A 13,553-nucleotide genomic window follows, 5' to 3' on the forward strand; every position below is an offset into this window, starting at 1 on the left:
GCTACGCCGATATATTGGGGTATTCGCCGAAAAGAGGAGGAGCTACGCCGATATATTGGGGTATTCGCCGAAAAGAGGAGGAGCTACGCCGATATATTGGGGTATTCGCCGAAAAGAGGAGGAGCTACGCCGATATATTGGGGTATTCGCCGAAAAGAGGAGGAGCTATGCCGATATATTAGAGTTTCCGCCGAAAAAAAGGTGAGCTCCGCCAATATAATGGATGAGCGTAGAAAAAGTGATGCATCTCGCCGATATAATGAAATTTTCACCGAAAAAGGTGCCTACCTCGCCGAAATAAATGAATCGCCGCCGAAAACGATCCGCCTCGCCGATACTATAGAAGCATCAGCGTTATGCAAACCATGTATTTCCGTTTTTTGTTTTACATAACCTTTATCAAATAACCTAAACTAACCGTGTACCATTTTTAAGAGGAGGAATGTGCAATGGGAAATTACTTTAAAGCAAATCCGGATGATAGAAGCGATAATGTAGAAAAGCTGCAAGAGATGGTGCAAAATACTATTGGAAATATGCACGATGCAGAGGAAGCCTGTGAATTTGGCAATGAACAAGATAAGGCGAATATTGAGGCTAAGAATCAGCGCCGCTTGAATAGCATAGCCGCAATGCGTAATGAAATTCAAGAGGAAGCGAATTATCAAGGAGAATAATTGTAAAAAAAGAAGGCTGTATGAGCCTTCTTTTTTAAGGAGTATATATATCATCCAGACCGTAGGACGGAGATGATGGACGAGCCTCTCTCTTTTTTGTGATCTGAAAATTATCGTTAAGGAGCACCCAATTTTGTGGAAATGGCAGCCCTAGCTTCCAATAACTAATGCCGCGAATGCCTGTGTCTTTAATCAAGTTGAATTTCGCTTGCACGGAACGAGCATCTTCAAACCATACTTCGTGTTCTTTCCCTTGTTCATCATAATATTTAAACGTTGATGCTTGCGCAATATAATTAAATTGAATGGGTACATTATATTTTCTCGCAAGATTCACCGCTCCAACGGAACTAACTGCTTTTGCAGGGGGATTGCCTTGTTTAAACGGCAAAGTCCAATCAAAGCCGTATAAGTTTTGCCCCATCATAATTTTGCTGGCCGGCATTTCTGTCTTTGCATATTGAATTACCTTTTTAACGGAAGCGATTGGCGAAACAGCCATTGGAGGGCCACCTTGCCATCCCCAGTCGTATGTCATGATAACAACAAAATCCACAATTTGTCCGTGAGCTTTATAATCATGTGCTTCATAAAACCTGCCCTTTTGATCGGCACTTGTTTTCGGTACTAACGTGGTGCTTAATGTATATCCTCTTGGAAGACGGGCTTTCACATTGCGCAAAAATTCATTATAAGCAGTTCTATCCTCAGGTGCCACATCTTCGAAATCAAAATGAACATCTGTCATATTGTATTTTTGAGCCACGGTTAAAATATTGGTAATAAACTTACTTTGTATAGTCGTATCTGTCAGCAGTGGTTTGACCAATCCAGAGTTAAAATTTCCGTTTTCTATATTTGTAATGACTAACATTGGGATGACTCGGTTTTGATTGGCTATTTCTAAAATTGACTGCAGGCCGACCGGTTCTTTCAACGTTCCGTTCCGCCTTGCTTCAAACGCAAACGGAGCGATATAGGTTAAATATTTGCTTTCTTGACGGGCGGATTCCAGCAAGCTTGGTTTAATAGGATTGCTTGTTGGCTGCAGATAACCAATCGATTCCACACTTCGCTTTTTGCCTCGTGGAATGTAGAGACGCTGCCCAATTTGCAGTGTGGATTTTAAAGAAATACCATTTGCTTGCGCGATTGTATCCATCGAAACATTGTAGGTTTTCCCGATCTTGTACAAGCTGTCGCCCGGCTGAACGTAGTAGGTGTTGCCTGTTGTGTTTACAACAAGCGCTTCGCCTATTACTAAAGTATTTTCTGGATTCAATTGATTTAAACTGACAATGGAATCGCTTGTCGTTCCATATTTTTTGGCTAACGAATAGATGCTATCGCCGCTTTGTACGACAATAATTTGCAGCATATCCTCACTCCCTTTGGTGAAAAAGATCAACCATTATTATTTTATTTTCGATGTCTCTGTAATATGATAAAGAGGTAAAACATAAGAGAGATAAGGAGAGTCGCGTATGTTTATATCAGAAAAACAAATAGATGTCCGCTATGCAGAAACAGATCAAATGGGAGTGGTGTATCATGCTAACTACCTCGTTTGGTTGGAGCTTGGACGTACGCAGCTCATTTCGGATTTAGGGTTATCGTACATAAAAATGGAAGAGGATGGTATCGTTTCACCGGTGCTTGATTTACAAATCAGCTATAAAAAAGCACTTCGTTATGGCGACACCGCGATAGTAAAAACATGGATTACAAGCGTAACTCCGCTGCGTGTGATTTACGGATATGAAGTCCTAAATCAACATGGTGAACTATGTGTTACAGCTGAAACAACAAATGTGTGTGTGAAAAAAGAGACATTCCGCCCGGTTTCGTTTAAAAAGCTATATCCAGATTGGTATGAAGTGTATGAGAAAGCAAACCAAGAGGCATAAGGAAGCGGTCAAATAAAAATAGTCCCGAATTCGGGACTATTTTTCATAATGAAACTCAGGAGCTTCGCTGCCTGCCTCGTATGTAACGGAAAAGCCGTGTTTATCAAAATACCACTCGTCTTCTTCTTCAACAAAAAAAAGAATGCCTTCTTCTGTTACCTGACAAGCAGGATTCACAGGAGTATCTTTACGTATCCCAAGAGACAGCCCTTTTTGTACTGTACTGCAGCCACCGTATTGAACATAGAAGCGAAGAGCATCACCTGCTTGTAAGTTCAATTCGCTCTTATACCACTGCACAGCTTCATTTGATAAGGAAAATTTCATTTTGATTCCTCCATATATGTGCCGTATATTTTTAGTATAATGATTTCAGGCAAAATATGCGAACGGTAAGACTCAAAAAAACTGCCTTTTGACAGGCAGTTTTATAGTTTAGCTTTCGGTTCTGTTTTGTTTATTATGCGCGTAATGTTGGCGCGGTGGCGATAAATTACGAATGCAGCCAAAAATGTCATAGCGATGATAAATGGGAGGTCCCTTGTAAATAAAGCAGCGATAAATGCAACGATTGCCGTAATCATAGAGGACAATGATACGTATTTTGTCGTAAACAAAAGAGATAAAAATACAGCAAGCAACAAGAGAAAAATCAATGGTGTATAACCTAATAATACTCCTGCAGACGTTGCAACAGCCTTTCCTCCTTTAAATCCGGCAAAAATAGGGTATACATGTCCAATCACAGCTAGAAGTCCAAACAAGAGCGGATGCTGATCAAGGCCGAATATAAGAGGCAGAAGAGTTGCGAGTGTTCCCTTTAAAATATCGGCGATAGTTACAATAAAGCCGGCTTTTTTGCCAAGAGTACGGAAAGTGTTTGTTCCTCCCAAATTTCCGCTTCCGTGCTTGCGAATATCTATGCCGTATCCAATTTTCCCTACAACGAGAGCAAATGGAATGGAACCGAGCAGGTATGCGACGATCAATAAAATGTATGTAAGCATGAAATTCATTTCCCCTTTATGTATTTGGTGAAAAATAGTATGTTAAGGGTGTACACCTTGTCTATTATATCATAATTTCTCTGTATTTTTAGTGAGGGAATGAGAGAAATCTGAGCAAAAACCTATTCAGTTTATTTTTTGTGTATAGGCTAGTAAATATAACCTCAGTATTCGCAGAGAATGATTTGTATATCTTTATAAATGAAAATATTCGTGAAAAACTAAGCAAATTCCTTCTTGTTCCTTAAGAATGCCTATTGTATTATTCCTTTGAAGTAATGTAGTTTATATAAATACTGTACATATCCCAAAAATTTATGAGGTGTACTAGAGTTGAAATAGTGAATTTTCAAAAACATGATATGATAGAAGTATTATCCAATACGAGTTGTTAAGAAAAAGGAAGAATCTATATGCTCTTGTAAAGAGGTGTGTGTTGATGAAGAAAATATTGATTGTAGAAGATGAGCGGAGATTAAGAGAAATTGTTAAGGATTATTTTACGGCAGAAGGCTTTGAAATAGTAGAAGCAGAAGATGGAAAAGAAGCACTGGAATTATTCGAGGAGCATCCTATCGATTTAATTATTTTGGATATTATGCTGCCAGAAATTGATGGATGGTCTGTTTGCAGAAGAATTCGTAAAGAGTCCGCTGTTCCGATTATTATGCTGACTGCACGTTCTGACGAAGATGATACGCTTCTTGGCTTTGAGCTTGGGGCAGATGAATACGTAACAAAGCCGTTCAGTCCAAAGGTGCTCGTTGCGCGTGCAAAAATGCTGCTGAAGCGGGTGCAAGGTTCTGTAGGACAGCAGGGTGAGCATGTGCTTTCATTAGCAGGGATTGAAGTGAATCGTCTTTCTAGAACTGTAAAGGTAAGTGGAGAAGATATTATATTAACACATAAAGAATTTGAGCTTCTTGTATACTTGATGGAAAACAAAGGAATCGTTCTGTCTAGGCAGCATTTGCTCGATCATTTATGGGGATATGATTATTTCGGCGATGACCGTACAGTGGATACGCATATAAAAAAATTAAGAAGCAAGCTTAAAGATGCAGCTCACCATATAGCAACGGTCATTCGTGTCGGCTACAAATTTGAAGAATAAAGCGCAGCAACTTTACATGTAGCCTTCACTTTTCTTTTTATATAAAAAATAGGAATATTTTTTACGAGAATAGCACATTCAGAACATAAGTTTTTTCATTTTCACTATAAATTCACATGGAGTACACATGCAAGAAGTACACTAAAGCTACTCAATCAATTGTGCTTAGAAAGGAGATCTACAATGGGATACTACGACGAAACTGAAACAAATCAAAGATATAAGGAACCTAAAAAAAGAGGCAAAAAAGGATACTTTTTTACAGGGTTTGTCGGAGCAGTCATCGGAGCGGTAACGGTCACTGCAGCAACTCCATATTTATATAATAATGAAAATGCCCAGGCGCCAATTTCGCAAAATACAAAGGTAGAAGGAACTTCAATGCCGGTTTCTCAAAGTATTAAAGGAACGACAGATTTAGCGGAAATGATTCAAGGAGCAAAAGAAGTGGTAGTGGGTGTTATGAACTATCAAGCTTCAGATCCATTTTCCGCAAATGTACAGGAAGCAGGCTCTGGATCAGGTGTCATTTATAAAAAAGCAGGCAATAAAGCATATATTATTACAAACAACCATGTAGTGCAAGATGCGAAGAAGCTGCAGGTTAAACTAAGCAACGGAACGGTTGTTGAAGCTAATCTAATCGGAACCGATCCATTAATGGATTTAGCAGTTGTTGCAATTGACGGAACAGGGATTAATAAAATAGCTACACTTGGCAATTCAGACAACATGCGTGTGGGTGATCAAGCGATTGCGATTGGAAATCCATTAGGTTTAGAGGGAACAGTAACAGAAGGAATTATAAGCAGCAAAGATCGTGAAATTCCTGTAGATTTGGACCAAAACGGACAACCTGACTGGGAAGCGCAAGTGCTGCAAACAGACGCTTCTATTAATCCAGGGAACAGCGGAGGCGCCCTGCTAAATGCAAATGGAGAAGTAATTGGAATAAACTCTAGTAAAATTGCAGAAGAAACAGTTGAAGGAATTGGATTTGCTATTCCAATAAATGTTGCTAAGCCGATTATTGAATCGATTGAAAAATATGGCGAGGTAAAGCGTCCGTTCGTCGGTGTGGAACTAAAATCGTTAGAAGATGTGCCAAGCTATGCTTTACAGAATACATTAAAGCTACCAAATGATGTGAAAACAGGGGTCGTAATACTTGGAGTTACACCAACGTCTCCTGCAGCAAAGGCAGGGTTACAAGAAATGGATGTTGTGGTGGAGCTTGATGGTCAAAAAATAGAGAACTCCTTGCAATTCCGTAAATATTTATATGAAAAGAAAAAAATTGGCGATGATATCTCAGTAACATATTATCGCTCCGGCAAAAAAATGGAGAAATCGTTGAAGCTCTCCACAGCGAACTAAATAAAACAGCCTCCATGAGTAACATGGAGGCTGTTTTATTTGAAATGACTTTCTATCTATCTTTATAATAAAGAAAAAACAAAATAAGGAGAATATGCCATGATCCAAAATCCAAGCAGAGAAGAAATTGGTGCTATGTTAAAGAAAAGCAAGCGCATTGCCGTTGTTGGCCTGTCAGATAACCCAGATCGCACTTCCTATATGGTCAGTAAAGCTATGCAAGATGCCGGTTATGAAATCATTCCTGTTAATCCAAATGTAGAACATGTATTAGGAATGAAGGCAGTGAAGTCTTTGAAGGAAATTACAGGACATGTAGATATTGTAAATGTATTTCGCCGTTCAGAACACTTGATGGATGTGGCACAGGAGTTTGTTCAAATCGATGCCGATGTATTTTGGGCACAGCTTGGTGTTCAAGATGAAGATACCTATCATTTTTTACAAGAAGCAGGCTACACGGTAATCATGGATCGCTGTATTAAAGTAGAGCATGTGCTCACTCGATAGAGAGAAAAGCATTAAAGTCCATTGAATAGAATAGAGAACTTAAAGGGCATTCCGCTAGTAAAAGGGAATGTCTTTTGCTATTTTTAATTTCATGTACCGTATTAATTATATAAAAATAATAGAAGAAAAGACAAATACACAAGCGTCAGCAAAAATAATTCATATAACAATATAGAGGAGGTGATAGATGTTGAGTGTGAAAGTATGGATTGATGCTGGTCACGGAGGGCAAGACTCTGGAGCAACTGGCAACGGCTTAAAAGAAAAGGATATATTGCTAGCTCTATCAAACCGCATAGTTTCTATCTTAAAAACACGAGGAGTAGGGGTAGAAGTGAATACAACCCGTTCCACTGATGTTTATGTATCATTAGACGAGAGAGCAAACCGTGCCAATGCTTGGGGAGCGGATTTCTTTTTCTCCAATCATATTAATGCCGGAGGAGGTACAGGATTTGAGTCGTATATTTATACAAGTCCTTCTTCTGCTTCTATTAACTATCAGAATATCATTCATGGTGAACTAAAAGCGTTTTACAGTAGATACAACATGAGGGATAGAGGCAAGAAACGTGCTAACTTCGCTGTTTTAAGACAAACAAAGATGCCTGCTATTTTATTTGAGCATTTATTTATAGACACTCCTGCCGATGCAGCACTTTTAGCGAAAGATTCGTTTCTTGATGCATTGGCATTAGCTGTTGCAGAGGCGTTGGCAAAAGCGTTAGGATTTCAAATTAAAGAAGAAATTCCAGTTCCTTCCGAGGAAATCTTTTACCGCGTCATCGTTTCTTCAAATAAAATTAGAGCGAATGCGGAAGCGGATGTGGCAAAGGCAAAGCAATGCGGTTTTCCGGATGCTTTTATTGATATTTACAAAAAGTAGCAAGCGAATACCGCCTGAAAAACGTTTATGAAGCAGTGAAACGGCACATAATGAATAAACCCTACGTTGACAAATGGACGTTTTTTTGAAATAGTAGCGTAGAGGAATCCTTGTTGTAAACAAGGATTTTTCTTTTCCATCTTGTATATTAAATACAAGTAGGATAAAAGAGAGATGGCTTTTTAGCTGATGAATTCTTTATAATATGCTATAATATAAAACATACGTTCTTATTGTTCGAGCGAAAGGAGTAGGAGTGTTTGACACAGCAATCATTTACTTATAATGAAGATGCAATTCAAGTACTAGAAGGGCTGGAAGCTGTACGCAAACGTCCCGGGATGTATATTGGCAGCACGGACAGTCGTGGCTTACATCATTTAGTATATGAAATCGTAGATAATTCCGTTGATGAAGCGTTGGCGGGATTTGGAAATGAAATTAAAGTAACTATACATAAAAACAACAGTATCAGTGTAGAGGATAAAGGACGCGGGATGCCAACCGGCATGCACAAGACTGGAAAACCGACGCCTGAGGTTATTTTCACTGTACTTCATGCCGGGGGGAAATTCGGCCAAGGCGGCTATAAAACGAGCGGAGGGTTGCACGGAGTAGGTGCATCAGTTGTAAATGCACTATCAGAATGGCTTGTAGTAACGATTAAACGAGATGGATTCATATACGAACAGAGGTTTGAACACGGAGGTCACCCAGTTACAACTCTGGAAAAAATCGGGACAACAAAACAAACGGGCACAACCACTCACTTTAAACCTGATCCAATAATTTTCAGTACAACGAATTACAATTACGAAACTCTTTGCGAACGTCTTCGCGAGTCAGCGTTTTTATTAAAGGGAATGAAGATTACCTTAAAGGATGAGCGCAACGATTTAGAGGATATATTTCATTATGAAACAGGAATTGAAGCATTTGTAACTTATTTAAATGAAGAAAAAGATGTTCTTCATCCTGTTGTCTTTTTTGAAGACGAGCAAAACGGGATTGAAGCGGAGCTGGCGTTTCAGTTTAATGATGGATATTCAGAGAATATTTTGTCGTTTGTTAACAATGTACGTACAAAAGACGGCGGAACTCATGAAGCGGGGTTTAAAACAGCAATGACGCGCATCTTTAATGAATATGCGCGGAAAACAGGCTTGTTAAAAGAAAAGGATAAAAATCTAGACGGTTCGGATATACGAGAAGGCTTATCTGCAATTGTGTCAGTTCGTATTCCAGAAGGACTGCTGCAATTTGAAGGGCAGACGAAAGGCAAGCTGGGGACAAGTGAAGCACGTTCTGCGGTTGATGCTGTTGTATCGGAGCATTTATCCTATTTTTTAGAAGAGAATCCTGAAATGGCTACACTTCTTGTTCGAAAAGCTATTAAAGCGTTTCAAGCGCGTGAAGCGGCTCGAAAAGCACGCGAGGAAGCACGAAGCGGGAAAAAGAAAAAACGGTCAGAAGCATCCTTGAGTGGGAAACTGACACCTGCACAATCCCGCAATCCGCAAAAAAACGAATTATACCTTGTGGAAGGGGATTCGGCGGGCGGCTCTGCAAAACAGGGGCGTGATCGGAAGTTTCAAGCAGTTCTGCCTCTGCGCGGTAAGGTTATTAATACAGAAAAGGCAAAATTGGCTGATATTTTTAAGAATGAAGAAATCAATACAATCATTCATGCAATCGGCGGAGGCGTAGGACCTGATTTTGCAGTTGAAGATGTTAACTACGATAAAGTGGTCATTATGACGGATGCAGACACAGACGGAGCGCATATTCAAGTATTGCTATTGACGTTCTTTTATCGATATATGAAGCCTTTAATCGAAGCGGGCAAAGTATTTATCGCATTGCCTCCTTTATATAAAGTAAGCAAAGGAACCGGAAAAAAAGAAATAGCGGAGTATGCGTGGTCCGAAGAAGAATTAGACCATGTTACGAAAAAAATAGGAAGAGGCTATACAATTCAACGATACAAAGGACTTGGCGAAATGAACGCGGATCAGCTGTGGGAAACAACTATGAATCCTGAAACACGAACGTTGATTCGAGTGAAAATTGATGATGCAGCACGAGCAGAACGACGTGTGACGACGCTAATGGGAGATAAGGTAGAACCGCGCCGGAAATGGATCGAACGAAATGTGGCGTTTGGTTTGCAGCAAGATACTAATATTTTAGAAAATGAAATGATTTCGACAGGAGAGGTGGAAAACGATGCAAGCGGAAAAATTTCATGATCTGCCTCTTGAGGATGTAATCGGGGATCGGTTTGGCCGATACAGTAAATATATTATTCAAGACCGAGCATTGCCGGATGCAAGGGATGGCTTAAAGCCCGTGCAGCGGAGAATTTTATATTCAATGTATGTAGAAGGAAATGTGCAGGATAAACCGTTCCGAAAAGCAGCAAAAACTGTAGGGAATGTAATTGGGAATTATCATCCTCACGGTGATTCTTCAGTATATGAAGCGATGGTGCGATTAAGCCAGGAATGGAAGATTCGCAATGTGCTGGTCGAGATGCATGGCAATAACGGCAGCATTGACGGTGATCCGGCTGCAGCGATGCGTTATACAGAAGCACGTATATCAGCAATCGCATCTGAATTACTGCGAGATATTGATAAGGAGACAGTCGAGTTTGTATCGAACTTTGATGATACAAGCGAAGAGCCTGTTGTGCTCCCGGCTATGTTTCCGAATCTTCTAGTGAACGGTTCGACCGGGATTTCAGCTGGATATGCGACAGAAATTCCTCCTCATCATTTAGGGGAAGTCATTGATGGAGTAATTATGCGCATCGATAATCCGGTGTGTACGGTAGATGATCTGTTAACCGTGATGCAGGGGCCTGATTTTCCTACTGGAGGCATCATTCAAGGATTGGATGGCATAAAAAAAGCATATGAAACAGGGAAAGGCAAAATTATTATCCGCAGTAAAACGATGATAGAAGATATCCGAGGCGGAAAGCAGCAAATCGTCATTACAGAGATTCCATACGAAGTCAATAAAGCAAACCTAGTAAAGAAAATGGATGACTTGCGTTTGGATAAAAAGCTCGATGGAATCGCTGAGGTAAGGGATGAGACAGACCGAACTGGGCTGCGCATTGTAGTTGAGCTGAAAAAAGACGCAAATGCAGAAAGTATCTTGAATTATTTATTTAAAAATACAGAACTGCAGGTGCCGTATAATTTTAATATGGTCGCTATTTATAACCGCAGACCTAAATTAATGAATGTACCGGAAATTCTAGATGCGTATATCCAGCATCAAAAGGAAGTTATTACGAACCGCTCTGCTTACGAACTGCGGAAAGCAAACGATCGTAAGCATATTGTTGAAGGTTTAATGAAGGCGCTCTCTATTTTAGATCAGGTGATTGCAACCATTCGTGCTTCGAAAGATAAGCGCGATGCCAAGGATAATTTGAAGGAGCAATTCGTATTCACAGAAGCTCAAGCTGAAGCAATTGTCTCCTTGCAGCTATATCGCTTAACAAATACCGATATTACAGCCTTGCAAATAGAAGAGGAAGAACTAGATAAAAAAATTAATGACCTTACTGCTATTTTAAGCAATGATAAAAAATTGCTTCAAGTGATAAAAACAGACTTGAAGCGGGTCAAGAAAACGTATGCTGATGATAGACGATCTGTTGTCGAGCATGAAATTGAAGAAATAAAAATCAACGTAGAGGATATGATACCGCAAGAAGATGTGATTGTGACTGTGACAAAGGAAGGATACGTTAAGCGTACAAGCTTGCGGTCACGTAATGCCTCAAATGGCAAAGACTTTGGCATGAAAGAAAGCGACCGTTTAATTGGTCAATATCATGTAAATACGACGGACACAATGCTTCTTTTCACGAACAAAGGGAATTATGTGTATTTGCCTGTGTATGAAATGCCTGACATTCGGTGGAAGGATTTAGGGCAGCACGTTGCTAATATTGTGACGCTCAATCGTGACGAAACGATAGTCAAGGCAATTCCTGTACAAGATTTTAATGAAGAAAAGTATGTTTTATTTGTTACAAAAAACGGAATGGTCAAGAAAACGGAATTAAAGCAATATAAGGTGCAGCGATACTCGCGAGCGCTCGTAGCAATGAATGTAAAAGGCGACGATGAAGTGATAGATATCCAGCTTACAAATGGTACACAACATATTTTGTTGGTCACTCGTATTGCGTATGCATTATTATTCAAAGAAGAGGAAGTAAGTCCAATCGGTGTTCGTGCTGCCGGGGTAAAAGGTATTAACTTAAAAGATGAAGATTATATTGTAAAAGCACTTGTGCTCGACAATATCGACTCGAATATTGTCATCGTAACGCAAAGAGGGGCTGTAAAGAAAATGAAACTTTCGGAAATTGAACTTTCCGGTCGTGCAAAACGTGGTACAGTCATCTTTCGAGAGGTAAAAACATACCCGTATCGAATCGTCGGAGTCGAAATCCCGGATGAAAATTATAATATTTTTATTCGTTCAGAAAAGAATATTGTCGAAAGTGTTGAATGTTCGACAATGAAAGAGAAAGATCGATATAGTAATGGGACGCTCATTTTAGATGTTGGCGAAGCTGGAGAAGTAACGGATGTATGGCGAGAACAGCGTGGAATAGAGACGTAAGGAGAAAAACCTGCTGATGGCATATTCAGCAGGTTTTATATTTATATAATGTTAACTATATAAACAAGAACGTTAACTAAGTTAAATTTTCAGAATATTTTGTCTTAATTTGTATGAAAGCTACGGTTGTCCTATATGTCGGTATAAGGTAATATTTAACTAAATATTCTAAAAAATTAAAAAATAGGAGGTTGTTATTTTGATATTGAAAAAAGGTGTTTCTCTAGTATTATCTTCCGCACTCGTTTTCGGTATTTTCGCAGGCTGTTCCAAAAGTTCTGAAACTACATCTGGAACTGGCGGTAAGGTAATTAAAATTGCAACACAATCCCCGCTGTCAGGTGCTTCTGCAACCCAAGGGGATGCTATTAAGCTAGGTGCTCAATTACAAATTGAAGAGCAAAAAGCAGAATTTGAAAAGCTAGGCTTCAAGGTGCAGCTCGTACCGTATGATGACCAAGCCGATCCGAAAAAGGGAGTAGCAAATGCTCAATCTATTGGAGCAGATAAAGCAATCCTTGGCGTAGTTGGTCACTTGAATTCCGGGGTTGCTATTCCATCTTCTGAAGTGTATGAGAAAAACAATGTAGTAATGGTATCGCCAACGAACACAGCAACAGATGTAACAGACAGAAACTTACTGGTTGTAAACCGTATCTGTGCTCGTGATGATTTCCAAGGCCCTGCTGGAGCTGAATTTGCAGTCAAAACATTAAATGCAAAAACTATTTTTGTTATTGATGATAAAACAGCTTACGGTACAGGTCTTGTAAAAGCATTTAAAGAAGCTGCAGAAAAAGAGGGCGCTAAAATATTAGGCTATGAATCTATCACTGTCGGTGAAAAAGATTTTAACGGCGTATTGAATAAAGTAGTAGCAAGCAAACCGGATTTACTTTACTTTGGCGGTTTATACGCGGAAGCTGGGTTGTTAGTGAAGCAAGCACGTGAAAAGGGCTTAAACATTCCGATTATGGGTGGAGATGGTATTGACTCCTCTACGTTAGTAGAAATTGCGGGTGCATCTATTAAGAATACATACTACACTACTATTGCCGCGGATCCAATGAAATCTGAATCAGGTAAAAAGTTTGTTGAAGCATATAAAAAGAAATTCAACAAAGAAGTAGAAGGCTATTCTGCATATGGATATGATGCAGCTGGAGTATTGTTAGAAGGGTTAAAAGAAGCGATTAAAGCAAATGGAAACAAACTTCCTTCCCGGGAGCAAGTGCGTGATGCCGTTCGTAAGGTGAAAGACTACAGCGGTGCTGTTACAAAGGTAAGCTTTGATGGAAAAGGCGACAATGATTATGCGAAGGTATATATCTATAAATTCGACGAGCAAAAATACCCAGGCATTCAGCAAGGGGAAGTAGGGAAATAAGATTCATGTGGCATGGCTCACTTGCCATGCCATTT

The 13,553-nt window shown here is 39.6% G+C and carries 13 protein-coding genes; 10 read left to right on the top strand and 3 right to left on the bottom strand.

The window, feature by feature from the left end; translation table 11 throughout:
• Together J7Q84_RS04985 and tlp are read left to right on the top strand one after the other, a co-directional pair.
• On the top strand, positions 1–393 hold a 393-nt coding region (locus J7Q84_RS04985), incomplete at its 5' end, for a hypothetical protein (RefSeq protein ID WP_209093346.1).
• A gap of 56 nt (positions 394–449) precedes the next feature.
• Entirely contained in the window at positions 450–677 is a 228-nt protein-coding gene (tlp, locus tag J7Q84_RS04990) for a small acid-soluble spore protein Tlp (protein ID WP_209093347.1), read from the top strand.
• A gap of 34 nt (positions 678–711) precedes the next feature.
• Here tlp and J7Q84_RS04995 read toward each other — a convergent pair whose 3' ends face one another.
• Entirely contained in the window at positions 712–2,055 is a 1,344-nt protein-coding gene (locus J7Q84_RS04995) for a glycoside hydrolase family 18 protein (RefSeq protein WP_209093348.1), read from the bottom strand.
• 106 nt (positions 2,056–2,161) lie between these two features.
• Here J7Q84_RS04995 and J7Q84_RS05000 point away from each other — a divergent pair, with 106 nt between their 5' ends.
• Complete coding sequence (locus J7Q84_RS05000; protein ID WP_209093349.1) at positions 2,162–2,584, top strand: acyl-CoA thioesterase; 423 nt, start codon at positions 2,162–2,164, stop codon at positions 2,582–2,584.
• A 36-nt stretch (positions 2,585–2,620) separates the two neighbouring features.
• On the opposite strand, the gene J7Q84_RS05005 is transcribed toward J7Q84_RS05000, so the two are convergent.
• Both J7Q84_RS05005 and plsY read right to left on the bottom strand, forming a co-directional pair.
• Positions 2,621–2,911 carry a HesB/YadR/YfhF family protein gene (locus J7Q84_RS05005; protein ID WP_209093350.1) on the bottom strand — a complete coding sequence of 97 codons (291 nt, stop codon included), beginning with the start codon at positions 2,909–2,911 and terminating at the stop codon, positions 2,621–2,623.
• 101 nt (positions 2,912–3,012) lie between these two features.
• Positions 3,013–3,591: a glycerol-3-phosphate 1-O-acyltransferase PlsY gene (gene plsY / locus J7Q84_RS05010; RefSeq protein WP_209093351.1), complete on the bottom strand. Its 579-nt coding sequence runs from the start codon at positions 3,589–3,591 to the stop codon at positions 3,013–3,015.
• A 439-nt stretch (positions 3,592–4,030) separates the two neighbouring features.
• Here plsY and J7Q84_RS05015 point away from each other — a divergent pair, with 439 nt between their 5' ends.
• The 7 genes from J7Q84_RS05015 (at position 4,031) to J7Q84_RS05045 (ending at position 13,518) form a co-directional block, all read left to right on the top strand.
• Positions 4,031–4,705 (top strand): response regulator transcription factor, encoded by a 675-nt coding sequence (locus tag J7Q84_RS05015; RefSeq protein WP_481747534.1) that lies wholly within the window; start codon positions 4,031–4,033, stop codon positions 4,703–4,705.
• 183 nt (positions 4,706–4,888) lie between these two features.
• Complete coding sequence (locus J7Q84_RS05020) at positions 4,889–6,082, top strand: S1C family serine protease (RefSeq protein WP_209093353.1); 1,194 nt, start codon at positions 4,889–4,891, stop codon at positions 6,080–6,082.
• Between the two features lie 99 nt (positions 6,083–6,181).
• Complete coding sequence (locus J7Q84_RS05025; RefSeq protein ID WP_209093354.1) at positions 6,182–6,592, top strand: CoA-binding protein; 411 nt, start codon at positions 6,182–6,184, stop codon at positions 6,590–6,592.
• A gap of 187 nt (positions 6,593–6,779) precedes the next feature.
• Entirely contained in the window at positions 6,780–7,478 is a 699-nt protein-coding gene (locus J7Q84_RS05030) for an N-acetylmuramoyl-L-alanine amidase (RefSeq protein ID WP_209093355.1), read from the top strand.
• Positions 7,479–7,738: 260 nt separating this feature from the next.
• Positions 7,739–9,727 (top strand): DNA topoisomerase IV subunit B, encoded by a 1,989-nt coding sequence (gene parE, locus J7Q84_RS05035; RefSeq protein WP_209093356.1) that lies wholly within the window; start codon positions 7,739–7,741, stop codon positions 9,725–9,727.
• Complete coding sequence (gene parC, locus J7Q84_RS05040; RefSeq protein WP_209093357.1) at positions 9,705–12,131, top strand: DNA topoisomerase IV subunit A; 2,427 nt, start codon at positions 9,705–9,707, stop codon at positions 12,129–12,131. Before parE ends, parC begins: the two co-directional genes overlap by 23 nt.
• Before the next feature lie 199 nt (positions 12,132–12,330).
• On the top strand, positions 12,331–13,518 hold the full coding sequence (locus tag J7Q84_RS05045; protein ID WP_209093358.1) for a branched-chain amino acid ABC transporter substrate-binding protein: 1,188 nt from the start codon (positions 12,331–12,333) through the stop codon (positions 13,516–13,518).
• Positions 13,519–13,553 lie beyond the last annotated feature (35 nt).

This window comes from Bacillus sp. 165, assembly GCF_017742235.1.
Lineage (GTDB): Bacteria > Bacillota > Bacilli > Bacillales > Bacillaceae_G > JAGHKQ01.